This is a genomic window from uncultured Erythrobacter sp. (assembly GCF_947492365.1).
Taxonomy (GTDB): domain Bacteria; phylum Pseudomonadota; class Alphaproteobacteria; order Sphingomonadales; family Sphingomonadaceae; genus Erythrobacter.
In genome coordinates this window covers 1-26,160 of the sequence record NZ_CANLMB010000001.1, presented here as the reverse complement: position 1 = coordinate 26,160, position 26,160 = coordinate 1, and the positions used below count along the sequence as shown (strand labels likewise).

Genomic DNA, 26,160 nt, shown 5'->3' with positions numbered 1-26,160 from the left:
TTAGGGGAAATGCACATGGCCCGCCGTAACAAAGGCTTTACCGGTCCCAAGATCGGTCTCTTCATGAGCACCGCTCTTGCCAGCCTCGCTCTGGCAGGTTGCGCGGGGTCTGCACCGCCTGCAGAGTTGTCTTTCAACAAGGCTCAGGCCGCGCTTGAAGATGGCCATGTCGACCGCGCGATCACCCATGCCGAAGCTGCCGTTCTCGCTGAGCCGCGCAATGCAGCCTACCGCGCCATGCTCGGCGCTGCCTATCTTGAATCGGGCCGTTTCCAATCGGCTGCAACCGCCTTTGGCGATGCGATCGAACTGGGGGACAGCGATCCGCGCACGGTGTTGAGCTATGCTCTTGCGCAGGTAGCGTCGGGCAACAATTCCGAGGCGCTGAACAAGCTTTCCCAGCACGAAGCCGCTATCCCTTCAGCCGATCTGGGCCTTGCACTGGCGCTCGCAGGTCAGCCCGAGCGCGGCGTCCACTATCTGATCAACACCGTTCGCAACGGTGAAAACAGCGCCAAGGCGCGCCAGAACCTTGCTTATGCCTATGCGCTGGCGGGCAATTGGCGTGCAGCGCGGGTGATGGCCGCCGAAGACGTGCCGGTCGATCAGCTCGATACGCGCCTGTCTGATTGGGCAGCAACCGCGCGTCCGGAAGATTACCAGGTCCGTGTTGCCAACCTGCTGGGCGTCTCGCCTGTCAGCGATGGCGGCCAACCGCAAATGCTCGCGCTCGCCAACTTCCCGAGCCAGACGATGATGGTTGCCGAAGCGCAGGATATGCGCGCCGGTGAAGTCAATGCAGACATTGCTCCGCAGGTTGCCGATGCATCGGCAGTCGAAACCGCTCCGGTTCCGGCCTCGGTCGCTGCTCCGCGCGCCAATGAAGCGCCAGCACTGGCGGTTCGGGAAAGCAACGAACTGCGCTTCCAAAGCAATCCGGTTGTCCAGACCGTCGATGGCGCACCGACCCGTGTCGCCGCCGCACCTTCGCGTGCTCCGGCACGTGTAGCGCCGCGTGTAGCCTCAAGTCCTGCACCGGCACCGGCTGACAGGCCTGCTCCGGCAGCTCGTCCAGCACCCGTTTCGATGCCGGCGGCAGCCGCTGCACCATCGCGCGGAGCGCCGCGCTTCGTCTCGAACGCTGTGGTCCAGAGCACGCCTGTTCCGGCCACCACGCCCGAACGTGCCGCTCCTGCGCCCCAGCGCCGCTCAGCCGTCGCAACGGGGTCTTCCGCGACCCACCTGGTGCAGCTGGGCAGCTTTAGCAGCCGCTCCGTCGCCGAGGCAAAATGGCGTGAGATCAAATCCCGCTTCCCGCAGCTCGCCGATCACGATGTCGTGATTACCGAAGCTGTCGTGAACGGTCGCACCTTCTTCCGCGTAGCTGCCGCCGGTTTCGGTGCCCGCAGCGCACGCAGCCTGTGCAACACGGTGAAATCGGCGGGTCGCGCCTGCTTTGCCTATGCCGCATCCAGCCCGCCAGCCGGCGCGGTTGATCGCGGCGTGCGGATTGCTGCCCGCACACGCTAAGACATTTCTCCGCTCTTGTTTTGAGAGCTTCAGCGAAACTGCCCCCGGCGCGAAAGCACCGGGGGCATTTTTCGTTAGAGGTCTAAGCTCACGCCGCCTTTGATCAGCGCGAGCACGCGTCCCTGCGCGCCCTGACGGTCAAAAGGCGTGTTATCGCCATGCGCGCCCATCTTGGTGCGGTCGATGATCCATGGAGCCTCGGGGTCGATGAGCGCGATGTCGGCTTCCAAACCCGGTTCGATCGCGCCTGCCGAAACGCCCAGCAAGCGCGCCGGATTGCCTGCGAGCAACTCGAAAGCACGCGCGGTGTCGATCACCTCCTCGCGCACCAGATTGAACACCATGGCGAGCAGCGTATGCGCCCCCGCCATTCCCGGCGCGGCGTCTGCGAAGGGCAAGCGCTTGTCCTCCGGCCCGCGCGGATCGTGTCCGCTGGAGATGACATCAACCACGCCTTCGCCAATGGCCGCGCGCGCCGCCTGCCGGTCGGCTTCGCAGCGCAAAGGCGGTGAGAGGCGCGCGAAAGTGCGGAACTCCGCTGTTTCGAGGTCGGAGAGCATGAAATGCGCAGGCGTGATCCCGCAGGTCACATTGACCCCGCGCGCCTTGGCTGCGCGAACCAGATCAAAACCTGCCGCCGTGGTCACTTGCCGGAAATGGACCCGCGCGCCGCTCATTTCAGCCAGCGCAATGTCGCGCGCCAGTGCCAATGCTTCGGCCTCGGCAGGCGCGCTTGGCAGGCCAAGCCGCGTGGCCATCTCTCCCGCTGTCGCAGCCGCCTCGCCGACCAGCGCGCTGTCCTCGGCATGGGCAACGACCACGAGGTCGAGCATCGCGGCATATTGCATCAGGCGCAGCATCACGCCGCTATCGGCGATCCATTTGCGGCCTGTCGCGACCCCCCTCGCTCCGGCATCGCGCATCAGCGCAATTTCGGCCAGTTCGCTGCCTTCGAGCCCGCGCGTCGCCGCGGCGAGCGGGTGGACCCACAGATCGGGTTTGCCGCTTTTGGCAGTGTAGGCAACGCGGCTGGGGTAATCGAGCGGCGGAGACTGGTCCGGCATCAGCGCAGCCCGTGTGATCCCGCCGAAATGGAAGGCTGGCTTGTCGATCCCGAACACGCCGAAATCGACAAGGCCCGGCGCGACAAGCTTGCCTTTCGCGTCGAGTATAGAATCGCCATCCTGCGCGGCAACATCCGCGCCGACTGCTTCGATCAAGCCATCGACAAGCCGCACCGCGCCATCCGCGATTCCGTCTGCCGTCACGATCTTGCCGCGCGTAATTGTGAGAGGTTGCATTTGCTTCATGACCAGCCCTCCACACCGCGCGCGCTTCGGGTCAGCACATCGAGGCACGCCATCCGGATCGCGACCCCCATCTCTACCTGCTGGGTGATGATCGACCGGTCGAGCATATCGGCGACATCGCTGTCGATCTCGACCCCTCGGTTCATCGGCCCCGGATGCATGACCAACGCATCGGGCGCAGCGCGTTCGAGCCGCGCTTTCGTAAGGCCGTAAAGGTGGTGATATTCGCGCTCGGAAGGGATGAACTGCCCCGCCATCCGCTCTGATTGGAGCCGCAGCATCATTACCACGTCCGCGCCATCCAGCGCAGCGTCAAAGTCGTGGAACGGTTCGGCTCCGATGGCTTCAACGCCCGCTGGCATCAGCGCAGGCGGCGAACACAGGCGCACGCTTGCGCCCAAAGCTTGCAGGCAAAGTATGTTGGAGCGCGCAACGCGGCTGTGCAGGATATCGCCGCAAATGGTGATCGTGCGGCCGGTAAAGTCCTCGCTCGCCTCGCCCCTTTTGGCCAATGCCTCGCGCAGGGCCAGCGCGTCGAGCAGGCCCTGTGTCGGGTGCTCGTGCTGTCCGTCGCCTGCGTTGAGAACCGGGCAATCGACCTTGTCCGCAATCAGCTGGGTCGCGCCGCTCGAAGCGTGACGGATCACAATCGCATCGGCGCGCATCGCGTTGAGCGTGATCGCGGTGTCGATCAGAGTCTCGCCCTTCTTCACGCTCGACTGCGCGGCGTGCATGTTGACGACATCCGCGCCCAGCCGCTTGCCCGCAATCTCAAAGCTCAGCAGCGTGCGCGTCGAGTTTTCGAAGAAGGCGTTGATGATGGTCAGGCCGCTGAGCAGGCCCGAATGCTTGTCGCTGCGGCGGTTATGCTCGACCCAATGTTCGGCCTGCGCCAGCAGATAGAGGATTTCGTGCCGCTCGAGCTGTCCGATGCCGGTCAGATCGCGATGCGGAAAGGCGAGACGGCCCGCCGGAAAGCGCGAGTCCGTGTGTGTAGGTGCCGAGTTGTCCATTAAAGCCACGCCCTTAGTCGAGCAAAGTCGCCCGCTCAACCCTTACAATGCCCCTTGCATATAGAAGTTTCACCATATTGCGCCTAGGTCGGTGCCAAGACACGCAATTATCAAGCAGGAATTCGCGCATTATGAGCTTCGTCGGCAAGGCATGGAAAGTGATCGTCGGGATCAAGGACGCGCTGGTCCTTATCTTTATGCTGCTGTTTTTCCTCGCGCTGTTCAGCATCCTTTCCGCCACTCCCAATCCCGGGCAGGTGCGCGACGGGGCGCTCTATATCGACCTGTCAGGCTATATCGTGGAAGAGCGCACGGCGGTCGATCCGATAGCTACTCTGCTGAGCGGGCAAGCGCCTCCGATCGAACATCAGGCGCGCGATCTGGTGCGCGCGCTGGACGCGGCAGCGACCGACGAACGGATCAATTCGGTTGTGATCGACATGTCGGCGTTTGCAGGCGGCGGGCAGGTCCATATGCAAGCCATTGGCGAGGCGATGGACCGCGTGAGGCAGGCCGAAAAGCCCGTCCTCACCTACGCGCTGGCTTACGGCGATGACCACATGCACCTGGCCGCCCATGCGAGCGAAGTCTGGGCCGATCCGCTTGGCGGCGCAGTGATCGCTGGACCGGGCGGGTCGAACCTCTATTACGCAGAGCTGCTAGAACGGCTCAGCATCAACACCCGCGTCTACCGCGTCGGCGAGTTCAAGTCAGCGGTCGAACCCTACATCCTCAACGCTCCATCCGAGGCCGCGCGCGAAAACCGCGCGGCGCTTTACGGCGCGCTGTGGGAGGAATGGCAGGCCAACGTCTCCAAAGCGCGTCCCGCGATCCAGCTTGACCGAGTAACCGGCGATCCGGTCGCATGGGTCGAAGCATCGGCAGGCGATCTGGCAGAGGCTGCGCTTGAGGCCGGTCTGGTCGACCGCCTTGGCGATTCCGTTGAATTTGGCGAGCGAGTGGCGGAAATCGCAGGCGAAGATGGCTGGAGCGAAAAGCCCGGCGCTTATGCGCGCAGCGAGCTTGCCCCCTTCCTCGCCGATGTGGGTGACGGCTACGCATCCTCCAGCAACCAGATCGCGGTGGTGACCGTAGCCGGCATCATCGTCGACGGCGATGCCGGTCCGGGCAGCGCGGGCGGCGCGCGGATCGCGGGCCTTCTCGATGATGCTTTGTCCGATGACAGGATCAAAGGGCTGGTCGTTCGGGTTAATTCTCCCGGCGGATCGGTGCTCGCATCAGAGGAAATCCGGCGCGCCATCGAGCGCTACCGCGCCAAGGACATTCCGGTCGCCATCTCGTTCAGCAATGTCGCGGCCAGCGGCGGCTATTGGGTCGCGACCGCAGGTGACCGTATCTTCGCCCAGCCCGAGACGATCACCGGCTCGATCGGCGTCTTTGCCGTTATTCCGACTTTTGAGGATACGGCAGCCGAAATCGGGGTGAATGCAGACGGTTTCCGCACCACGCCTCTATCGGGCCAACCTGATGTTATCGGCGGCTTCACGCCCGAAGTGGACGCGATACTGCAAGCCTCTGTCAGCGATACCTATTCCGACTTTCTCACCCGCGTCGCCGAAGCGCGCGGCAAGAGCGTCGAGGAAGTGGATACTATCGCACAGGGCCGCGTCTGGGACGGCGGCACGGCGCGCCAGCTGGGCCTTGTCGACCAGTTCGGCGGGATGGACGAAGCGCTCGCATGGGTCGCAGGCGAAGCGGGCCTTGAAGAGGATGACTGGCGCGCACGCTATCTGGGCGCGCAGGAGGCAAGCTACGATTCGCTCATCCGGCAGCTAGTGACGAGTTCGGCTGCACCCGCTCCCGAAGCCCGAAACGCCGATCTGTTTGCGATGGCATCGTTCCGGCGCGAGGCGCTGTTCGCGCAGCTCACCCGCGATGCGCAGATGCTGGCGGGCACGCGCGGCATTCAGGCCTATTGCCTTGAATGCCCTTCCGAACCGCGCGCCGCGACAAGCGCTGAAAATCGCAGCCTGATGGAGCTGATCGCGGCCTATTTCGCCCGCTGATCTGGCGCCAATCGCAGGTCGCAATAGTCTTGCAATGCACAGAGGCTCGCAGTAGATGCGCGCCCCTGTCCGGATCAGGACGGGCGCGTAGCTCAGTGGTAGAGCACACCCTTCACACGGGTGGGGTCGCAAGTTCAATCCTTGCCGCGCCCACCATCTTTTCAATACCTTAGGGAAGATGGTGCATTTTTCCATGAAAAAAACATGAAAAACGCGGTGTGCAGAATGCGCGGATTTTGTGTCGGAAGATGCGCCTAACAGGAAAACCGGCGCGGCTGGAAGAGCTTATCGGACCTGCCGCATCCGGCGCATGGTTTCTGCCACGATTGCGGTAATCTGGGCTTCCTCACTCTCAGCCTGCCCCTCTCCCAATCCCCGGATTAGTTCGGCCTGTTTCTCTTCGGGCACTTTGCCGTAAGTCATTAAGGTGGTCTGCACATTCTCGTGGCCAATATTCTGGGACCATGCCTTGTAGTGTTCAATTGTCGGACAGATCTGCCCGCCTAGCCTCGCGAGCGAGTGACGGAAACAATGCGGATTGTAGTAGCGAAAGCCTGCTGCTTCGAAGGCTCGTTTGTAGATCGTTCGTATCGATCCGGTTCCGCTCCAGTGCTCTCGCGCCAAGCCAAGAGCTTCAAAGCCACCTTGCCCCCCGACCCCAACCAGCGTCTTGGGAAAAAGCGGATCATCATCCCCCCAAAGCAATTGCTCGCGTAGATGCTCAACCCAATCAGTGACGATCTGGAGCGCATCACCGCCCACCGGGCAAAACCAAGTTTTGAAGGTCTTGCTGTTTTTGGTGTTCACCTCGCGAGCATCCTGATCGATGCACCCTTCATTGAGGTCGATGTGCTTCATCTTCAGGCTAGCAAGCGCGGCTGCCCTCGCCCCTGTCAGCAAGGCAAGCGCGATTAGCGCCCGGTTGCGTTTCTCAATGTCGCTCCGGGTTGGCATTGTCGCAATAACGTGGTGCACCTGATCCAAAGTAGGAACAGGCTTCTCACGCTTCGCCTTAGCGATGCGCACATCTTTTTCGGACAGGTTGAAATAGTCCGCATCGGAATAGCCAATCCGGCTTTTGTAGCCGGGCTTGTCAGCGAGCCAGTTAAAGAAAGCACGCAAAACGGACAATGTAGAATGCACCGTTGCTCGTGAGAGCGGCTTGCCAGTCTTGGCATTCTTTTGCTCGCTCAGCTTGGTTTTGAACGCGACTGCCTGCTTTATGTGGAACTTCTTGAAGTCCTTGTGCCCGGTCGATTGCTCGAACTGTGTAAGGGCGCGTGCTACCTGATCGATTGAAGCCTCATCACGACGTTGCGCGTGCTTCAGGTAGTCGAAGTAACCCCGCTTGATCCGGGTATTTGCCGCATTGTGCTTTGCCATGCCTCAGGCTCCAGTCTTTTTGTCACAGTTTAGGGAAGGATGCACCCGCGCACTTATGCTTGATGAAGCCTGCGTGATTTGAACGTCAATACCGGGCATTCTAGCCTCAACATTGGCCAGCCGGATGTTCTGATGCATCAAGGTGTCGCACGTCTCACACAGGGCCTTGAGATTGCCTGTGGCGGCGTTTGTCGCAGCGTATTCGACCATCCCGAGCGCAGGAGATTTGGGCTCTCGGCATTTGAAGCAAAACATCTGCCCCGGCTGGCATGGGCGTTTGTCCGCTTTGCGCCGCTCGCCCCACCATGCCTGAAACTCGACGCCAAGAATAAGGGTAGGCTTTGCTCCATCGATTGCTGGCAAACCCTTTTTGAGCCACCCGCGCACGGTGTGCTTGTGAACGCCTAGCAAGTCGGCAAGCTCGGTCACGGTGAAAGAGCGATGCTTCTTGGCAAGGCGCGGATTGATCCGCTTCATCGCCTTCCCCCTCTAGCCCTGTTCGCCAACAAGGCGGCGGATCGAGGCTACAGTAACGAGACGGCGGCGGCCCATCTTGCGGGTTTCGAGCTTGCCCTCGTTGATCAAGGCATAAACCGACGTGCGACCAAGGTTCAGCGTTTGGGCAGTTTCGGTGATTGAGACGAGGAGGGGTTCCATATTGATATTCCTTGCTTGGTGCCAGCGAATGCCAGCGGGCGCAGGGAATCATCGGTGAAAAACCTCAGTCTGTCGGACGATAAGGCCGAAAACGGGCCGGGAATTGGGTGGCAACCTATTTCAGGCCTTTTGCGATTCGTCCCAGATTTTCTTGGCGTAGGTGCGAACCGTGCTTTCGGAGGGGTACTTATCACCGCGAGTTAGGTGCGACATCAATGCGCGCTCAACGTCAGCTTGACGTTCAGGCTTCAGATCACCTCTATGTATTTCGCCAAAAATTGCCAAACAAGCTACGAGCCAATCGTATGTAGGCTTGCGTCCACCCTTTGCCTGTCGCGATTCGGGTTCTCCAAAGCCTTCAAGCCCTAGGTTGACCAAACCCGAGCGATGAAAGTGTACACCTTGAAGCTCGAGCTTGATCCACCTGCCTTCGCGACGACCGTCGCCCCGAACTTTGTTCAGAGACCAATTTTGAGTGCGGGCGTCCTTGATGAAATCGCGCCAAAACCAAAGTGGAATGTCCCAAGCTAAAGCGCCGTATCTTGAGACTGGATCAAGTTTGCTAGAGCCACTGGATTCCTCTCCGGTCATTCTCTCAGCTCGGCCGGCAATGTGGCCAAGTTGGCAGGCCTCAACAATTGCACTTCCCGCATTGGCAGGATTGTGAAGCTCAAGCATCTTCTTGTGAAGGTCGCGGGCACTTATCCAATCTTGGTTCGAAGACAGGCTTATCTCCCGCATAGCAGCGGCTTGACGATGTGACGGAACTAGCTCTGAAAGCGCCAAGAAATCAAAGCTGACTCCGAACGCTTGTTCATCATTCTGGTAGCGGTCACTTCGTTGGAAATCTCCTCGCTCCCAATCTTCAATTAAATCGTCGTTGAGGTCATCGGTGCGCCAGAATGCCGGTGGTATCCGCCGATTGCTTTCCTCAGTGCCATCCAGAATGAGCTTCTGCGCCTTCGCAGCGATTATTCCGGCGTTGGCCCGTTCGATAATCGCCCTGCGAACCGAATACTCATCGTCGCCATATGCGGCGTACTTCAGTGCGAGATTTGCCTTGATCCATTCAATCGCCATGAGTTCGTGGCTAAGGCAAAGCAATCCGCAAACGCAAGCAAATGCCTTGGTCAAATCTGGTATATCGGCCGCGAGCATCGGTTTCTTACGTCAGCAATGCGCCCCAGTCCAAGACGTAAGCATCCGAGATCTTAGTTCCGGAAAGCAGACATTCTTCGAGGCCATTCCGGCCAAGGAGAATGAAAATGACCTACTCACACTTTGACCCCGCTGCTCAAAATCGAGTGCCGTGGAATTTTGGAGCGAAGATCGGGCCTAAGCGTCCATTCAATCAGAAGCAGATCTGGGCGATCCGTTTCTTCTTAGATCGCGAAGAGCGCTTTCGCGATCGAGCGCTGTTCGATCTGGCGATTGATAGCAAGCTGCGAGGCTGTGATCTCGTTGAGCTGAAAATCGGCGATTTGGTCAGCGGTCCGGACATCAGGACGCGAGCAACAATCACGCAGCGAAAGACAGGTAGGCCAGTCCAGTTCGAGATCGCAGCTGACGCGCGTGCAAGCTTGTTTGCCTGGCTGGAGCTCAGAGGCGGTGACGTCGAGGACTTTGTCTTTCCGAGCCGAGTTGATCCCGCTCGCCACTTGAGCACGCGACAATACGCTCGGCTTGTTGATGAGTGGGTGGCAGCTATTGGATTGCGGCCCGAGGAGCATGGCACTCACTCGCTGCGTCGCACCAAAGCCTCGATAATCTACAAGGCGACCGGAAACATCCGCGCGATCCAGATCCTGCTGGGCCATTCAAAAATCGAAAACACAGTTCGCTACTTGGGTGTGGACATTGAGGACGCCCTCACTCTTGCCGAGAAAACCGAAATCTGACCGCTGCTGGGCGCCAGCCACGACCCGGCTGGCGTCCGCTATCGGGAGTGCTGACTGACCGTCCGCTTACAATCAATCTTGGTCGCCTAACGGACGGAAGCTAGAAAATCGACTATCGAAAAATGAAGCTGGATGGCCTTACCAAGGCGCTAACGAACCAGCCTCTGGTACGCACCAAATCCACGTAGCGCCATATCCTCCACAATGGCAGAGAGATGAATAGCGGATGGCGGGAGCGACCGGTCCTGCCGTGTGACTATCGTCCCAGCGACTTCAACAGGCATCAACTGATCCAGCGTGGAGAGCACTGCTACTTTGCCCGCATGAATTTCCTGCCTGATCACAGCCTCCGGGAGTAGGCCCAAAATATCGGTATTGGTCAGCAACTGGCGAAGCAGGCCAAGCTCATGGGTCGTCAGGAAGATCTCTCTCAAAGATGAAATCGATTCAAACTGCGCGGGAAATGCGTCAACGAATTGCTTGAGAAACCAGTCCGGCACCTCGGACCCTCCATAAGGATAGGAGATAAGGTCTGAAACTTCGAAAGTGCTCTTTTTGGTAAGCGGATGTCCCGCCCGGCAAGCAAAAATTGGCGGCACCAATGGAAAATTCCGATAGTCGAATTGATCGCTATGACGGTCCGGCGACAGTCCGATGAACATATCGATTCTGTCTCTCGAAAGATCGCCTTCCATCGAGCGCCAGTTGTGTTCTAGGGTCGTGAATTGGAGTTCCGGAAATTTTGCGAGCAGGGCGGCCATTGCGGGAGCAAGCAGGCCCTCTGTGATCGCAGTGTCGACCCCTATGATAAGCCGGCCCAGCTTGAGGTTTTCCATCAAGGCGATGTCGCGCCTTGCCTGTGAAACCAATTCAACCGATTGGTGCGCTGCGACCAAGAGGCGCTCACCATATGCTGTCGGTGTGGTCTTGCGCTTTTTGCGTTCGAACAATTGGGTTCCGTATTGCTCTTCGAACTTGGCAACGGTTTGACTCAGTGCACCGTGGGTGATGCCAAGTTTGTCTGCAGCACGCCGGAAATTACCCAGTTCGGCCAAAGTTATGAGCTGCCTAAATCTCCAAAGTTCGTCCATCACTCACTCCAATTGGATAGCTATTCTAACCTTATTGCCTGAAATAGATAGATTGATGATCCTGCAATTCTGAAATGAACCGATCGCGCCTACCGCGCCGATCAGGAAAGTGTCATTCAAGGGAGCGGGATATGAAAAGCGCATTGTTCACAACAGTTTCTATCGTCGGCTTGGCAGCCGCCCAACCAGTTTACGGACAGTCAGTCGAAACCAGCGAAGGCGCGGAGGGTGTGCCTGCATCCGAACAGCGCGATGAAATTCTCGTGATTGCCCAGCGGCGCGAACAAGACGTTCAAGATGTGCCGATCGCCATCTCGGTCTTTTCCGATGAAGATCGCGATCGTCTGGGAATTCGCACGATTCAGGACATGTCTAACTTCACCCCCGGACTCAGCTTTTCGGCTTCGCTCGATCGGCTTTCGATCCGCGGCATTGGCCGGCTGACCAATATTATCGGCACCGACCCGGGTGTAGCTACTTACAATGACGGCTTCTACACGGCTTCGGCCGCCGAGGCGTCCAAGACGCCGATGTTTGTTGAGCGTGTCGAAGTGCTGCGTGGGCCTCAGGGCACTTTGTATGGACGAAATTCGATCGGCGGGTCGCTCAATGTCGTCTCGAAGCGCCCAACCGACGAATTTGAAGGCGAAGTGCGCGCGACTGTCGAAAGTTTGGGTTTCTGGATCGGAGAGGGCTATCTCTCTGGTCCGATCACTGATGAGTTGAGAGCGCGTGTCAGCGTTCAGGTCGGGCCCCGCTTTTTTGACGAGCCGTATACCAATATTTCCGGCCTCGAAGACGAAGGGACACTCGATCGGTTTCTTGTCGAGGGGCAACTGGAATGGGACATTTCAGACAGCACCGAATTGTGGCTAAAATATTCCCACGCCGAATGGGATGACCACAACCGCACTGGAGGCTTGGTTACGCCGTTTTCTACAACCGAGGTTCTGCCCGAAGGACTCGTGCCGAGTGCGGCCTTCGGGTATGCGGTTGCGTCTCCGGGTGTGACCGATCCGCGGTCTTTCGATGCCAATACCCGCGCCAGCCAAAAACTAACGGACAACCACAATATCGTCGCTCACCTGACCGCGGATATGGGCGGTGTCACTGTCAAATATGTCGGTGGCTATTCGCAGTACTTTTACGAGCAGATTTCGGACTACGATTTCACGAGCGTGGATTCTGTCACAACTGGTGCGGGAACATTGGCTGCGCTGAGCCCCGCTTTTGCTGCATTCACCTACACTTACAACCCGACCTATGTGCAGGAATACATCGAGGACAAGAGCTACTATAGCAACGAGATCACCCTATCGAACAGCGACCCAGCCGCGTTCAATTGGATCGTTGGCCTCTACCAATATCACGAAGATTTCTCACAGCCGATCACCCAATTCGTCGATGCAGATGGGTCAGACAATCTGAGTGCCGCGATCGTAGCACCGATCTGTCTGGGCCAGTTTGGCATTCCAACCGCGACCTGTGCCACCAATCCCCGCCGCTCATTTTACGAAGGCAGAAGCAATCTCGAGATCGACGGGTTAGCTGCTTTCGGTCAGGCGGATTTCGAGGTGTCGGATGGGCTAAAGCTCACGGTAGGCCTGCGCTATTCGCGTGACGAGAAGAAGGGCGATGAATCTTTCCGTCTTGTCGGTTGGAACCCCACCGATCCGACGGTTGATCCGGTTGGCTGCTTCGGGTTTGGTTGCGGGCCTTTCACGCCGGCATTCGATGTGACCGTTCCGGTCCTCAACACAGTATTTCCGGGCTTGACTGGATCTGGCGCCCAAACCCGTTCATTCGAGGATGACTGGGGCGGACTTTCGTGGCGCCTTGGCCTTGATTATGCGCCAAATCCCGACACTTTGATATTCGGCAGCTATTCGCGCGGCATCAAATCCGGCGGTTTCAATCTTGGTGTCTATTCCGAAAATGCTGTGGTCGACAAAGAGGAAGTCGATGCGTTTGAAATCGGTATCAAGAGCCGTCCAGCTTACGGCTTTACGCTGAATGCGACTGCATTCCATTACGTCTATGATGGTTTGCAAGTTCCGATCGAGGTCGAAACCGGCGGGATTGGCCTCGGCAATCTGTTCAATGTGCCGACGTCGAAGTCGACCGGTTTTGAACTTGAGACATCCTGGGAAGCCACCGACTGGTTCGAATTCAATGCCAACTACGCCTATCTCGATGCGCGGATCACTCAGATCGATATGCTCTTTGATGATCCAAATCTGCCGGGCAACAATCTGATCAGCATTGATGGCAACCGCTTGCCGGCATCGTCAAAGCACAAACTTTCCGTGTCAGGCCTGATCGACGTGCCGCTTGCTCAGGGGGACCTGTTCTTTGCGGGGAGCTACGTCTATCGCTCAAACGCCTACTACGGTGTTTTTGACAATCCAAACTACCGCGCTCCGGGTTGGGATCAGGTGGATCTGCGTGCGACATATGTGGCACCCGACCGGAACATCCGCTTGATCGCTTATGTCCGCAATGTCTTCGATACGCTTGGCTATGACGGTGCAGATGCACTGGAAGGAAGCCGGTCTTCGCGTTTTGGCCAGACGTTGAGCTACACTCCGCCGCGCAGTTTTGGCGCAGAGGTTCAGTTCAGCTTTTGAGCTGGAGTGACAAGATGCGGTGCGTCCGGAGGTGGATTTGCAAACCTTCGGACGTCGCCGATCGAGCTGAATTTGTGTGAAGGATGAAGCGCGAGGCCACGTCCATATAATGATGTGCAATGCCCTTATGTAGGCAAAGGAAATGGCTCTCCGGCCAGTGTGATGCGATGCATCAAGCGGCGTTCACCATCATAGTCATTCTCGGCAAGATGCCAGGTTAGACGGTTATCCCAGATCGCAACCGAGCCTGGTTGCCAATTGAACCTGCATTGGAATTGCGGCTGTTGAGCATGGTGGAACAAGACTCTTAGAAATTCCTCGCTTTCCTCGCGCGCCAATCCTTCCAAAGCAATTGTGTGTGCCGGATTCACATACAGGATCTCCGCGCCCGTCTGCGGATGACGCACCATCACCGGATGAGTCGCCGAACCGACATCATCCGAACCCTTAAGAGAGCTGGCAAGATCGGTCCTCGAATAATAGCCGTCCCGTCCATAGATATGGGCATTGGAATGTACCGCTGTTAGCTGCTTTGCGCGCTGTTTGAGCGGATCAGGCAAAGCGCTCCATGCGGCGTGCATATTGGCAAACAACGTGTCGCCGCCTTTTGTCGGCAATTCTCGGGCGACAAGGATGGATCCAAGCGCAGGTGCAACATCATAGCTGTGATCAGTGTGCCAGCCGCCGCCGATATTCGTGGTTTGGTTGGCTTCCTTGCGCACCTCGGCAATCTCATGAAACCCTTCAACCGGCATGAAGAATTTGTTGAGGACGAGGTCGCCGAAACTCTTCGCAAAGGCCAAATGCGCTGCCGGTGCAAAGTCCTGATCTCTAAAGAATAAGACACCGCGTCGCGCTAGCAATTGCCGCATTTGATAGATTTCTGAATCGCTGGCATCGGCCAGTTGGACACCTTCGATCAAGGAGCCGCAAGATTGTGACCAGTCGCTGGCTTTCAAATCACACTCCCCGACAGGAAAGTTACAGCAGCATAGGCTGGGTCTGGATACTCATAAAACCCTTTGCCCACCTGCAAGCCGGATCGACCTTGCGCAAGCTGATCGATCAGGCATTTATGCACCTTGCCTGCATTCTCCGGCCCTGCAAGTGGTCCTGTCACGTGGAACAGTGTCAATGCGCGATCCAATCCGATTTCATCTAGGATAGCGAAAGGTCCTTTGGCCTGTCGGGTGGCTGCAATCCAAGCGCGATCGACATCATGGGGCCGCGCTACGTCATTGGTGGCGATCAAGACTGCATTCTGAGTCCATGCCGATGTCAGAGCATAGTCGGCCAGAGACGATTCGGGATGAGCTTGGAGAAAGTCGGGCGCGGCATAAGCGGGGGCAGGATAAGTATAGAATCCGCGACCGCTCCTCATCCCAAATCGCCCCGTCCCCACAACAGGTGCGAGAAAGGACAGGACCTTACGCCTCATCAGATCCATCAATGGTTGTTCCGGCATCGCCGGGCGGTTCTTCCAGCTATCATAGATCAGCCGCGTGCCGAACAGGTCCATCATCCCGAACGGCCCCATCGGAGAACCCGTGCGCTTCATCCACGCCCGGTCAACCTCTTCAATGCTCGCTGCGCCATCGATGACCTGCAGCATAGCAGCCGCCAGCACAGGGCCGATCATAGCATTGAAAACATACCCCTTGTTCTCTTTCTTGAGGACAAGCGACACTCCACCGAGGTGTTGCACATAGTCCTGCAAACGTGAAAGTGTAGCCGGTGACGTCCGCGGACCGGGCACGATATCAAACAACATCGCTCCCAGATGCGAATGCAGCGCGGCAAAGCGGCTTCCATCAATAACCGCGTCCTCGATATCCGAAACCAAGAGAGATGAGCTGTTGGTGGTAAGGATCGTATCGGATGCCGCGTATCTCTCCAATTCGGCGAATAATTCGCGCTTCACTGCGAGATTTTCAAAAATGGATTCACTGACTAGCCCTGCACCGTAAAGTGCCGCTTTCAGATCTTTCTGGATCGCGATCCGTAAGGAGGCGTCCTGCGCGGCTTTGGGCGAGATAAGTCCTGCTATCGCCATCTCTCCGGCTATCTCAGATACACGCTGCGGCACTTCGAGCAGGGAGTCCCATGCAATGTCGTAAACCACCGCGTCGTAGCCAGCCAGAGCGGCTAAGAGCGCGTTGTAACACCCCATCGTGCCGCCGCCGATGAAGCAGACATGACCTTCGCCGTGAGGCCTCATTTGAGCGGCCTGGGCAGACGACCAGGAAGGATCAGATTGGTGCTGCCCTTAGTTAACGCAGCAGGCCGATAATCAAGAATTGGCAGCGACTTGAGAGCATTGACGATATGGAATTGAGTCGGATTCTGCTCCCAGCTCAGATTTTTCCACTCGACCTTGCCTTCGCCCAGCATGATCTGAGTGATGTGGTTTTCGCTCGGGAAAGTTGTGTATTCGTCAAGTTTGGGTTCAAATGATCCAGCCTGCTGTATGTAGCGCCAGCCCATTGGATTATCTTTGCCCTTGCGGTCTTCCTCACTGGCGGCAATCTCCTCAAGTTCAGGCGCGCGCAGTCCAGAGACTTCAATATCGACAATCGTGTGTCCGAAATGGCTCGCATTGCAGCGCCAGACGTCATTGGAGACGCTGTGATCCGGAATGTCGGCATAGACTTTGGGAATTCCCTGTAACTCGCGCCCAGTCAGGATTGGATCGGTCAGATTTTCCCAGATGACCAACGCAAAGGTCCCTTCAAGGGATTCGCCATCACTGCGATAAGTAACGTCGGCATTCACGCCGATCATGTTGTATCCTCTCCCGGCGAGCCAATCGACTTGTCGGTTGCAGGCATAGAAGACAGAGATGATCGGCTCGGCAGCTGGCTCGAATCCTTGCGGAAGCAACTGCGCCAATTGGCTGCCATCGGTTACATATGGAACAGTCAGCGCGGTCACGTCGCGATACCAGCCGGAACTGCCCGGACCGTGATAGCGCGCGCCGAAATGTGCCGGCATCATGTGGCTCTTGGTTGGATCACGCTTGAACACTCGATCTTCCTCTCAATCAGCCGGGGTTAGGGTCTGCGCGACATTGCGTTCATGCGCGGCGCGGTCGATCTTGTAGAGGCGCACGCAGAGCAGTCGCAGGACCCAAAGCCCCACAATCGCAATCAGGTAAGTTTTACCAAATTCCTGCACGGTGCTGTCTGCAACCTGGCCTGGTTCGGCTCCCTCAGGGAAGTTGACAACGGCAAGCACCAGCGATGCAGCGAAAATCCCCAAACCCTGCGTTGCCTTTGCCGAAAAAGTGATCGCTGCAAAGAACACACCTTCTGACCGTCGCTTGGTCTTAACCTCGCTTTCTTCCACCAGATCGGCGATCATCGAGAACATCAGCACCTGAAATGAGATTATCAGGGTCATCTCGATCACCGCGACCACGAAAATCAGTGGCAACAGGAACGATTGCCCATCTACCGGCATCGGCTCCAGAACGCCGAGCAAGCGCAGGGTGATCAGCACGGGTGACATGAACAATGTCGCGCCTGCCGCGATAAGCGCTCCATTGCGTTTACCGAACTGCTTGGTGAAGAACGGTGCAATCACCACCGCAAGTGCCGCTCCGACAAGCGATGCGAGGATCAGTATGCTAATCTGTTCCTGCGTGAAGCCCCAGAAGAAAGAATTGATGTAGAGATTGAGGCTCATCGCAAGGCCGGTGGCAACCGATGATAGGACGGTCGCCATAAACAGTGCGAAGAACGACTTGCTTGTCAAAGTCTCGAGAATCTCAGCGAATATCAAACCCAGCTTCTTGGGCTGTTTCGCGGGCGCGGCCGGCAAGGTCGGGATCAAACGGTGCGTGCCGAGACTTGCCACTATGATCGAAACAAAGATCATTGCGGAGGCGATCAGACCATAGGTGGTGAAGCCGTCGCGATTGAACAGGCCACTAGGATTGGCTTCATTGGGCGCTAGAATGACAGCCAGCGTAAAGACGGCGATCAGCGTCCCGCCGATCCAGCCAAAGAATGTGCGCCACGCCATAAGTGACGTTCTTTCGTCGTAGTCGCGCGTCAGTTCCGCGGCGAGCGCAGAGCTTGGCACTTCATAGAGCGTGATAAGAGTGCGGATCAGGATCGATAGGACGACCAGATAGGCAAACAGCATATTGCCCGAAATGCCCTCAGGCGGGCTCCAAAGGAAGAAATAGGCAATCGCGACCGGTATTGCAGCGAAATACATCCATGGGTGCCTGCGCCCCCACCGGCTGCGGGTATTGTCACTCAGATAGCCGACAAACGGATCGGAGAATGCGTCGAAGACCAGTGCGATAAGCAGCGCCAGCCCGACCAGTTCTGCTTCAACTCCAAGAATCTGTGAGTAGAACAACAACAGGAAGAAATCGAACCCGTTGTTCTTAACCCCATAGGCGATAGCTCCGAAACCATACGCAAGCTTTGTTGCTATCGGAATCTTTGTGGTGGTCAAAGTCGCTCTCCAAACTTCTCAGCTTGAGATCGCTACACGGCTAACCAGGTGCTTCAATAAGGATAGAATAGCTAACCGGTGTTGGTTTTGCTGCAGGCGGCTCCATGCGGCGAAATCACCGAGATTTATCGACTGAACCTCGCAAGATACGCACCGAACCAGAGGCCACATGCCAACTATGTGGTCATCGCCGTCAATTTGGGGCTTCGGTACGTTTGGAAATGACCGCTCATGGGGTCGTTAGCGGAATGGCGGCTCTTCGCGCTCACAGCCCAATGAGCAGACATTCCGCAACCGGCCCACTTCCAGTCACCGTTCAATGTCTGCAATTGGAGGTGTTTGCTGACAGACTGCTTTCGGGAAACGTCACCCGCATTTGAACTAGGCGATGGAGCTAAAGATTAGCCCTTCCAGTAGAACCCCGGCCCCGGCATGTCTCGCCCGTCGTCTGGTCCGACTTCAGTATCGATGAGCGCGTTCAGTTTCGTGTTTAGATCTTCGAGCACCTCATCCGGAACCGCTTCCGATGCGGCCAGGTTGCGGGTCTCGCCCGGGTCCTGTTTCAGGTCGAAGACTTCGAGATCGTTGCGCGCCTTCAACTCTTCGAGCGTTCGCGGCACATGGTGTTCACGCGGAGAGAAATAGCGCGCGAGTTTGTAGTCGTCGGTCACCACGCCGCGCATGAAGCTGCGGGCGCTGAAATCTGGTGTCAGACCAGCGCCGACGCTGTTGCCGAACCTGCCAATGGCAGAATCGATCTTCTGGTTCTCGAAAACGGATTTGGCAAAGTCAGGGTCCGCATGATGGCTAACGCTGTAGGTGACCAGCGCGCCTTTGACTGAGTGGCTGCGTTCGGTCGAACCGCTCGCCAGTTCTTGCGACATGTCCAGGCCGCTGATCGCCGCATAGCGATCCCTGACTATCTGTTCTTCAATGCCGACCAGCCCCTGTATGGTTGGTGTGAAATCAACGGCAGAAACGAGCCCATCATTTGTTCTTGGCGTTCGCGAATCCGGATGGGAGATCACCAGCGGCACATTGAGGTTCTCGCGGAACATCCACGGGCCCTTTTGCCGCAGGCCATGCACGCCGCCCATTTCTCCATGGTCGGACGTCAGCACAATGATCGTCCTGTCGGCCTGACCACTGCTCTCCAACGCGTCGAGCACCGTGCCCAGATGCCGGTCTACGTCGCGGATGCAGTTGTAGTAGTATTGAGAGAACCTGATCCACGCTTCGACATTGTCATGCGGCATGGATCCGTAAAAATAGTCCATGTAGGTATCGTAGTCAGCCTGCGCGGGAAGCTGTCCTTGGTAGCCGCCAGGTTTGAAATCGCGCGGCAGGTCGGCAACCTTGGCAATCTGGTAAAGCGGATCGTCGGGTATCGGCAGGACCGGTCCCGGCAAGGTGTTTTGCACCCGTGTCGTCGCCTGCTCGCCGGTTGCATCGAGGAACATGATGTCGTGCGGATTGACGAAGCTGACCGTCAGCGCCCATGGCTGCTCTAAATTGCGCGATTTGCCGGTCAGCCATTTTGCGGCGTCGCCCGCTATCCGGCCATCGAACTTCCAGCCAGCTTGGGAGTCGATCAGTTCCGGCCCCCAACCGTAGTCGGAATAGCCATAGGCTTCGAGCGCATCGGGGCGGTCGGCAGCGCCTTCCCAGGCTTCATCCTGCGGCAATTCGTGCAAGTGCCATTTGCCCTTGTAGGCCGTGTAGTAGCCAGCATCGCGCAGCATGTGACCAAGGGTCGGGATGGCCGGATCGAGCGGCCTGCCCATCAGCGGCACATTGGTATTGTCCTGCACGCCAGTGTGCTGAACGTGCTGACCGGTCCAGAAGACTGAACGAGAGGGCGTGCACAGCGGAGAGGTCACTTGCAGGCCTGAGAAATAGGTGCCGCGCTCGGCAATCCGGCGATGATTGGGCAGATCGAGGCTCGTGGGAAGCGTTTCCCATGACCGTTCCTGATCCACCATGATCACCAGCAGGTTGAGGTCCTTGCGGCCCTTGGGAACGGGCGCATCACGATTCACCCCGCGCGTCCCGGGCGCTTCCTTGGGAGTGAACCAGCCCAGACCATAACCAGCTGCGCCCAAAGCCCCCAGCGCAGCGCCCCCCATTACGGTCCTGCGGGAAATGCGCGGCATATCAGTTCGCTTGATCCGGGCGGCCCATCCATGGCCTGAACATCCCTGAGGGATCGTATTTGGCGCGCAAGCTATCGAGTCGGGCCAAATTCTCATCCTTCATGAAGCGCGCGGGGCGCTTGCCGAGATTTTCGTCCGCAAGCTGAATGCCAACCGCGTGGTCCTGCATCGCTGTCATGCGTTCGGTCGCCCAGTTCTCATATTTGTGATCGTCCGCAGCGTGCTTCCACTCGCCATATGCCGCGAGATAGCGATTGGCCTCGAGCGAGAACGCCATGTCAGGCCGTTCCCTGGGCGGATGCCAGTTGAGCCACAGAGCATGGCTTGGAGCAGGCGGCATAGTATCAGCAATGGCATTCAGGCCGTGCAGCAGGTCGTCAATCGGCGCATCGGTCCAGATATTGTCCGCGCACCAGCGCACATCGGGCGGGAAGTGGGTGATGTTTGCGGTCTGCGAGAGGATGCTGGTGCTCGATGGAATGAGCGGGGTTGTAAAACTGGCGAGCTTCCGGATCGGGCTGTCGTTGATGAAGCGAACCGCTTCGCGTGCTTTTTTCCAGCTATTGGCAAGGACCGGCGCAAAAACCTCTATCCCCGGCTTGAAAATACCCATCGCCTTGGGCGTGATCAACATCTGAAACTCAACCGAGCGCGCGACGCTGGCCCCGACATCATCGGCCCAGCGGAACACATCGTCGAGATGTTCCTGCCGGAACACCTGTACCTTCATGCCGGTGAATTTCGGCCGCGGATGCAGGCGCAGGTGATAGCGCAGAACGACAGCAAAAAAGCCCGGTCCCGATCCGCGCGCGGCCCAGAAGATGTCCGCGTTCTCGCTCTTGCTGGCATGGATGCGGCTGCCGTCGGCGAGAACGAGATCGATGCCGATCACGCTCTGCGTTGCCAGCCCCAAATCGCGACTGCCCCAACCAAAGCCGCCTTGGAGCAGGAAGCCGCCTAGCGCGACATCGGGGGCATGAGCGATCGGGAAAAACAGCTTGTGCTTTTTGAGCGCGCAGTCGAGGTCGAGGCCCCAACAGCCCGGCCCCACCTTGGCGATGCCAGCTTGCGGATCGATTTCGATCTGGTTGATCCGCGCCATGCTCAGCAGCAAACCGCCTTCGCGAAGATGGTTCTGCGCCCAGCTATGCCCGCCGGATACGATGCTGACTTGCCAGCCTTTCTCGCGTGCCTGCAACAGTGCCGACTGCACATCCTCCGCCGAATTTGCTTCGACCAGCAGGTCCGGGCGCGCACCGGAATCGCGGGCATTGAAACTGGTGGCAAGGACCGCCTTGTCGAACCCCTGTTCTCCGCGCCGCCATATGCGTCCTTTGCCCTTGGGTCGTTTCATGCCTGCCGCTCCCGATAGGCAGCACCGAACTCCTCAAACAGTTCGGGCAGGAAGCCTGCCAGATGGGCCATTTCCTGCGCGTTGTGGACGAGGAGATCCGCTGGGGATGGCAGGAGCTTGCCTGCGATGGGGCGCAACCCCTTGGCAAACCCGCGACCCAATGCGCCGGGATTGTCACCCAGAGCAACGTTTTCACCGCCCATCCACATGCGCGAGCGCATCTCGCTCCCGCCTTCGACTGGGCGCAGCTGGTGCAGCAACCATCCGGCCTTGAGCGGAGCGCCCGGCAGGCCGACCCGTGCACAGATAGCGACTTCGCCCTGCTTCGCCAGCCGGGCTTCATCGAAACCCATGACCGAAGGAGACACGAAGCCAATCGCCCCTTTCACGAGTTTTGGGCCGAGATATTCGGTAATGTGCGAAACACGGCCGATATAGCTCTCGTCGCTGCGACCATCGGCCCACTGAGCATTGACGTGTGCCTTGGGGTGCCACAGCTTGTAACGCTGCGCTTCGCAGCCGTGCCAGCCAAACCACCAGTCCCACATCTGCGGAGTAACACGCGGCATTTTGGTGAGGCAGAAGACCCGGATGGAGCCGTCTGGTGGGCGTGCATAGCCTGTTTCCACCGGCCAATACCCTGGTTCGATCATCGTGGAGGCATCCGTGGCCGGTGCAAACAGCTCATGCGCCTGCGGCCCGACCAACAGGGCTTCGGCGACTTGCGGCTGAAGCGGATCGAGCTCGGGGTTGAAGAAGCGTGCATAGGGGCTTTGTGCAAGTTCTTGCTCCGAATATCCAAGCAGGCGCTGGGTCATGCTTCAGCCTTTCGTTTCAATGGCGGCGCGATAGGCGGCGGTGATCAAGGGGCGCGATGTCTCGCTGCAATGCTGAAGCAGCGCCGCGCACCAGCTCTGGCGAACCTGCGCGATACTCTCGCGGTTGGAGAAAAATCCCGACCCCCACATCCCCAACACAGCCAACAGCTGAATAGCGAGATGTCTGCCAAGGCTGTCTGTATCAGTGCCGGGGACCAGCTCGCTGTTTTCAGCGGCTTGCTGCAGACGGACGCACGCCAGTCCGACGCTGCGCGAGACCGCTGTTTCGCGCGCCTCCGGGTGATCGGAGGTCATGATGCTGGCGTAGATGCCGCGGAAGTAATCTTCATCGCTTTCGAAGAACGCCTCGATCCGGTCGAGCGAGCCGAACAGCTGTTCAATAATCGTGAGATTCTCTTCGCCCGCGCCGAGTGGCGACAGCTCGAACTCCGCCTCCTCCATCAGCGAGATCAGGACGTCGGTTTTGGAGCCGAACAGATTGTACGGTGTGCGCAGGCTGACATCGGCCTGCTCGGCCAGCCGCCGCATGGTGAGTTTTTCCATGCCCTCAGTCCGGATGATCTCCTCGGCCGCCGCACGAATGCGGGCGCGGTTGAATTCTTTCGCTTCTTCTCGCCTTGACATGTGCCTTTAAATAGCATTTTTATAACATGTGTCAAATTTGTTGGATTCGCCAGATCGCGGACCCGAAATGGAGAACGGAACGTGTTGCTTGATCCGGCACAGCTGCAGACAAAGGAGGTGCTTGGGTGGGAGGGCCTGCACCTGCTCAACTTCTCCCAGAGCAGTTGCTCGCAGAAAGTGCGCATCCTGCTACGGGAAAAGGGGCTGCCCTATCGGTCGCGTGAAATCGATCTCAAGAAGCTAGAGCACACGACGCCATGGTATCTTGGCATCAACCCGCGCGGCGTTGTGCCGGTGCTGATCGACGATGGCGATGTCCACATCGAGAGCAACGACATCCTCACATATCTCGAAGATCGTTATCCAAGCGAGGAAAGCTGGATTCCATCAGGGGAGAGCGAAAGGCAGGCCGCGCTCGAACTGCTGGAGCTCGAAAGCGCATTGCATGACCATTTACGCGCGATCACCATGGGTTTTCTTGCGCCGCGCAAGATGATGGAGAAGAGCGAGGCCGAGCTTGAAGTCTATCTCGCCAATGGGCCGGACGATCCCTATCGTAAGCGTCAGGTTCAATGGTGGCGCGAATTTGCCCTCAATGGAGTGAGCAATACGCAGGTGCGCAAGGCTGTCCTCGCGTTTAGCGACGCATTCTCGCGGCTTGAGCAACACCTGGCCGGCAGCCAATGGCTGGTGACTGACCACCCCACGGTTGTCGACATCGCCTGGTTCATCAATATTCATCGCGCCGCCCTTGCGGGCTATCCATTGGAGCGACACCCTGCAGTCAGGGAACACTATCGCCGGATGCTCGATCGCCCTGCATTTCGGATCGAAATCAACAATGGGCCGCTCTCACTTCGCATTCTATCCCCGATCTACCGTTTCTTCCGACGAGTGAGCGGCGCATCGCTTGCAGCCTGGAAAGAATGGCCAATGGGCAGTGACGTGGATGCCCCAAAAGAGGAGCTGATCTGATGCCATCCAGATTGCGCATTATTCAAATCCTTCTGACAATCACCGCACTGGAGTTCTTCGGCCCGGCAATAAGGGACATCAGTCACTCACACCTTTTCAATGCCAGCTGGGTCGGTCACGCAAGACTGCACCTAGCCTGGTTGCTGGGGTTCATGGTCTTTTCGGGACTGGCGAACCTCTATTTCATCTGGCGGCCGGCTGAAAATAAACGCCGGGACCTCAGAATTCCCGCAATCTGGCAGGCCTGCAATCTCGCCGGATTCTGGGTCGCGACGATAGCCGTGGATTCCTACGGTGGCGCGATCGTCGATCCAGAGCACCATGTCGCGATTCTGAGAATGGACGAGAACGTCTTCGTCTTCTCCATCCTGACGGTGGTTTACCTGATTGCGCTTGTGCTGCTTGCGAAAATGCCCGGTGATAGGAAGCGCTCATGAACAAATTTGGAAAATGGTCGGTAGCACTAGTAGCCCTTTCAACTGTTGGCATATTCGCGGCTTGGGCGACCTCGTCCGATCCGCGCTACAATCCGGCGAGCTTCGAGGAGGAGCCGCTCGAACTGGGGCTGGCCCCACTCGATGAAGCGATCACGCTTGCCCAGTTCGCGCACGATGATGGTGGGACACACACTATGCTCGTCACGAGCTGGGACGACGAAACCGCAACAGGCATCGATCTTGAACAGCTGGGAGCACCCGTAACGGACGATCCTTTCGCGGCACTTGGCGGAGCCGATCTGTCTGCGGTTCGTTCTGGTCGACTCGAAGGCTTGCCAATCTCTACCGTGGCCATGACCGACCTCCTGCCCTCGGGACCGGGCGGCGAGCAGCATATTGGGACAGGCACGAATTTCCCCGAACATGCCGAAGAGGCGAACAGCACTTCGGTCTTCCAGTTTCCGAAATTCGGCTCGGCTTCCCCTGCACGCACAACGGTTCGCGCCAATCCCGGTATCCTGCTCGATTATGAGGTGGAGCTATGCGTGCGCTTCGACCGAGAGCTCACCTCATCTGCGGAATTCGACCAAGCCGTGAAGGGTTTCTTCCTCTGCGGTGACTTCACCAACCGCAATGCACTGATCAATCTCGCCGACCCTGATAATCTGGATTCTGGCCATGGCTTCAGCGATGCGAAGAGCGGCCCTGATTTCTTTCCGACCGGACCGTTTCTGATCATCCCCAGCGATTGGAAGGCCTTCATCTCGAATGTCCGTATGACCACCTCGGTCAATGGTTCACCGCGTCAGGATGCGCGCGGTGGGAAAATGACGCTCGACTTCCGGTCGCTGGTCGAGAAAGCTTTCGGTGACATGAAGGAACCGCGTTTCCTCTATCGCGACGGCTACGTCAAACTGATGCCCGAAGCTTCGATCCCCACGTCCGCCACGTTGATGTCTGGAACCTCGGAAGGGACAATCTTCACTCCCCCCACCCGCGGCGACATCATCGAGGCGATCATGGCTTATCTCGGCCAGGGCGGACCACTGGCAAGCGAGGAGTTCATGGATGTCGCACGGAGGACACTCATCACCAATGAACTTGCGAGCAAACACTATCTCCAGCCGGGAGACATTGTGGAATACGGCTCCAGCAACCTCGGAGATATTGTGGTGAGGGTCGTCGAATGATGCGCAACCAGCATTCCGTGCGTCACTATCCGGGGGACAATTTCTACGCATGAAGATTGCGCTTTCAATTGTGCTCGCACTGGCAATTGGAACGGCCACGCGGATGTTTGGCATACCACTTCCAGCACCACCGGCCCTGGTTGGCGCTCTTCTTGTACTGGCGATGACGCTCGGACATCTGGCCGCAGACAAGCAGATCGCCCGGCGCACTGGAAATGACGTTGGCGATGAGGGTTTGGCAGATGATCCAACAAATAGGGGATACGGGAGGTGACGACTGCAGTCGGCTTTCTCCTCGCTTTTGTCATCGGATATGGATGTAGGTGGTTTGATCTGCCCCTTCCAGCGCCGCCGAAATTGCTTGGCGCGCTGCTCGTTGTAGCGATGACTATTGGGTTTCTTGCTGCAGATCTTGCTCTTGCGATTTTGGGTTGATTTCTCCGACCCAGTTAGGCGCGGAGCAAGTCCGCATTTGGAACCCGCGAATTCAGGAGCCAAAGTCTCGGATTGGGTCGTGACCAGCCGATCCGCTTCTGGGTGGCGACCTGACTAAGCAGACAGACCGCTCATCGGCGGTGTCCGCGT

24 protein-coding genes and 1 tRNA gene are annotated in these 26,160 nt (G+C 58.0%); 10 read left to right on the top strand and 15 right to left on the bottom strand.

All coding sequences use genetic code 11. The features are described from left to right. Positions 1-15 precede the first annotated feature (15 nt). On the top strand, positions 16-1,530 hold the full coding sequence (locus Q0887_RS00120; protein WP_299191306.1) for an SPOR domain-containing protein: 1,515 nt from the start codon (positions 16-18) through the stop codon (positions 1,528-1,530). A 74-nt stretch (positions 1,531-1,604) separates the two neighbouring features. On the opposite strand, the gene Q0887_RS00115 is transcribed toward Q0887_RS00120, so the two are convergent. Together Q0887_RS00115 and Q0887_RS00110 are read right to left on the bottom strand one after the other, a co-directional pair. Beyond that, positions 1,605-2,840 carry a dihydroorotase gene (locus tag Q0887_RS00115; protein ID WP_299191304.1) on the bottom strand — a complete coding sequence of 412 codons (1,236 nt, stop codon included), beginning with the start codon at positions 2,838-2,840 and terminating at the stop codon, positions 1,605-1,607. Further along, complete coding sequence (locus tag Q0887_RS00110) at positions 2,837-3,853, bottom strand: aspartate carbamoyltransferase catalytic subunit (protein ID WP_299191302.1); 1,017 nt, start codon at positions 3,851-3,853, stop codon at positions 2,837-2,839. Before Q0887_RS00110 ends, Q0887_RS00115 begins: the two co-directional genes overlap by 4 nt. A gap of 131 nt (positions 3,854-3,984) precedes the next feature. On the opposite strand from Q0887_RS00110, the gene sppA reads away from it, so the two are divergent. Both sppA and Q0887_RS00100 read left to right on the top strand, forming a co-directional pair. Next, complete coding sequence (gene sppA, locus Q0887_RS00105; RefSeq protein WP_299191300.1) at positions 3,985-5,880, top strand: signal peptide peptidase SppA; 1,896 nt, start codon at positions 3,985-3,987, stop codon at positions 5,878-5,880. A gap of 81 nt (positions 5,881-5,961) precedes the next feature. Further along, a tRNA-Val gene (locus Q0887_RS00100) sits at positions 5,962-6,036 on the top strand. 129 nt (positions 6,037-6,165) lie between these two features. Here the strand turns inward: Q0887_RS00100 and Q0887_RS00095 are convergent. From Q0887_RS00095 to Q0887_RS00080, 4 genes are all read right to left on the bottom strand, one after another. Beyond that, positions 6,166-7,263 carry a site-specific integrase gene (locus Q0887_RS00095; protein ID WP_299191298.1) on the bottom strand — a complete coding sequence of 366 codons (1,098 nt, stop codon included), beginning with the start codon at positions 7,261-7,263 and terminating at the stop codon, positions 6,166-6,168. A gap of 3 nt (positions 7,264-7,266) precedes the next feature. Beyond that, positions 7,267-7,692, bottom strand: coding sequence for a helix-turn-helix domain-containing protein (locus Q0887_RS00090; RefSeq protein ID WP_299191297.1), 426 nt, complete (start codon positions 7,690-7,692; stop codon positions 7,267-7,269). Between the two features lie 60 nt (positions 7,693-7,752). Continuing rightward, a complete protein-coding gene (locus Q0887_RS00085) occupies positions 7,753-7,920 on the bottom strand; it encodes a helix-turn-helix domain-containing protein (RefSeq protein WP_299191295.1) in 168 nt (55 codons plus the stop codon). A gap of 120 nt (positions 7,921-8,040) precedes the next feature. Continuing rightward, entirely contained in the window at positions 8,041-9,078 is a 1,038-nt protein-coding gene (locus tag Q0887_RS00080; RefSeq protein WP_299191293.1) for a hypothetical protein, read from the bottom strand. 107 nt (positions 9,079-9,185) lie between these two features. Here Q0887_RS00080 and Q0887_RS00075 point away from each other — a divergent pair, with 107 nt between their 5' ends. Further along, positions 9,186-9,818, top strand: coding sequence for a tyrosine-type recombinase/integrase (locus tag Q0887_RS00075; RefSeq protein WP_299191291.1), 633 nt, complete (start codon positions 9,186-9,188; stop codon positions 9,816-9,818). A gap of 149 nt (positions 9,819-9,967) precedes the next feature. Here Q0887_RS00075 and Q0887_RS00070 read toward each other — a convergent pair whose 3' ends face one another. Beyond that, positions 9,968-10,909: a LysR family transcriptional regulator gene (locus Q0887_RS00070; protein WP_299191290.1), complete on the bottom strand. Its 942-nt coding sequence runs from the start codon at positions 10,907-10,909 to the stop codon at positions 9,968-9,970. 131 nt (positions 10,910-11,040) lie between these two features. On the opposite strand from Q0887_RS00070, the gene Q0887_RS00065 reads away from it, so the two are divergent. Then, positions 11,041-13,536 (top strand): TonB-dependent receptor, encoded by a 2,496-nt coding sequence (locus tag Q0887_RS00065; RefSeq protein ID WP_299191289.1) that lies wholly within the window; start codon positions 11,041-11,043, stop codon positions 13,534-13,536. 125 nt (positions 13,537-13,661) lie between these two features. On the opposite strand, the gene Q0887_RS00060 is transcribed toward Q0887_RS00065, so the two are convergent. From Q0887_RS00060 to Q0887_RS00025, 8 genes are all read right to left on the bottom strand, one after another. After that, positions 13,662-14,495: a TauD/TfdA family dioxygenase gene (locus tag Q0887_RS00060; RefSeq protein ID WP_299191287.1), complete on the bottom strand. Its 834-nt coding sequence runs from the start codon at positions 14,493-14,495 to the stop codon at positions 13,662-13,664. Beyond that, complete coding sequence (locus Q0887_RS00055; protein ID WP_299191286.1) at positions 14,492-15,754, bottom strand: 3-hydroxyacyl-CoA dehydrogenase NAD-binding domain-containing protein; 1,263 nt, start codon at positions 15,752-15,754, stop codon at positions 14,492-14,494. The genes Q0887_RS00060 and Q0887_RS00055 overlap by 4 nt, the downstream gene beginning before the upstream one ends. Further along, entirely contained in the window at positions 15,751-16,560 is an 810-nt protein-coding gene (locus Q0887_RS00050; protein WP_299191284.1) for an acetoacetate decarboxylase family protein, read from the bottom strand. The genes Q0887_RS00055 and Q0887_RS00050 overlap by 4 nt, the downstream gene beginning before the upstream one ends. A 12-nt stretch (positions 16,561-16,572) precedes the next feature. Further along, positions 16,573-18,003: an MFS transporter gene (locus Q0887_RS00045; protein ID WP_299191282.1), complete on the bottom strand. Its 1,431-nt coding sequence runs from the start codon at positions 18,001-18,003 to the stop codon at positions 16,573-16,575. Between the two features lie 401 nt (positions 18,004-18,404). After that, positions 18,405-20,105, bottom strand: a complete 1,701-nt coding sequence (locus tag Q0887_RS00040; protein ID WP_299191280.1) for a sulfatase-like hydrolase/transferase — start codon at positions 20,103-20,105, stop codon at positions 18,405-18,407. 52 nt (positions 20,106-20,157) lie between these two features. Next, the gene (locus Q0887_RS00035; protein WP_299191278.1) at positions 20,158-21,510 is read right to left on the bottom strand and encodes an FAD-binding oxidoreductase; all 1,353 of its coding nucleotides are present in this window, start codon (positions 21,508-21,510) and stop codon (positions 20,158-20,160) included. Further along, positions 21,507-22,328 (bottom strand): hypothetical protein, encoded by an 822-nt coding sequence (locus tag Q0887_RS00030; RefSeq protein ID WP_299191276.1) that lies wholly within the window; start codon positions 22,326-22,328, stop codon positions 21,507-21,509. Before Q0887_RS00030 ends, Q0887_RS00035 begins: the two co-directional genes overlap by 4 nt. A gap of 3 nt (positions 22,329-22,331) precedes the next feature. Further along, positions 22,332-22,973 carry a TetR/AcrR family transcriptional regulator gene (locus Q0887_RS00025; RefSeq protein ID WP_299191274.1) on the bottom strand — a complete coding sequence of 214 codons (642 nt, stop codon included), beginning with the start codon at positions 22,971-22,973 and terminating at the stop codon, positions 22,332-22,334. Between the two features lie 81 nt (positions 22,974-23,054). Between Q0887_RS00025 and Q0887_RS00020 the strand changes: the two genes are divergently transcribed. From Q0887_RS00020 to Q0887_RS15020, 5 genes are read left to right on the top strand one after another with little or no spacing between them, the layout of a single operon-like run. Then, positions 23,055-23,948, top strand: coding sequence for a glutathione S-transferase family protein (locus tag Q0887_RS00020; protein ID WP_299191272.1), 894 nt, complete (start codon positions 23,055-23,057; stop codon positions 23,946-23,948). Continuing rightward, the gene (locus Q0887_RS00015; protein WP_299191270.1) at positions 23,948-24,385 is read left to right on the top strand and encodes a DUF6640 family protein; all 438 of its coding nucleotides are present in this window, start codon (positions 23,948-23,950) and stop codon (positions 24,383-24,385) included. The genes Q0887_RS00020 and Q0887_RS00015 overlap by 1 nt, the downstream gene beginning before the upstream one ends. Continuing rightward, positions 24,382-25,575, top strand: coding sequence for a fumarylacetoacetate hydrolase family protein (locus Q0887_RS00010; RefSeq protein ID WP_299191268.1), 1,194 nt, complete (start codon positions 24,382-24,384; stop codon positions 25,573-25,575). Before Q0887_RS00015 ends, Q0887_RS00010 begins: the two co-directional genes overlap by 4 nt. 49 nt (positions 25,576-25,624) lie before the next feature. After that, positions 25,625-25,849, top strand: coding sequence for a DUF1427 family protein (locus tag Q0887_RS00005; protein ID WP_299191266.1), 225 nt, complete (start codon positions 25,625-25,627; stop codon positions 25,847-25,849). Continuing rightward, positions 25,846-26,010 (top strand): XapX domain-containing protein, encoded by a 165-nt coding sequence (locus Q0887_RS15020; protein ID WP_363317631.1) that lies wholly within the window; start codon positions 25,846-25,848, stop codon positions 26,008-26,010. Before Q0887_RS00005 ends, Q0887_RS15020 begins: the two co-directional genes overlap by 4 nt. The last annotated feature ends 150 nt before the right edge of the window (positions 26,011-26,160 follow it).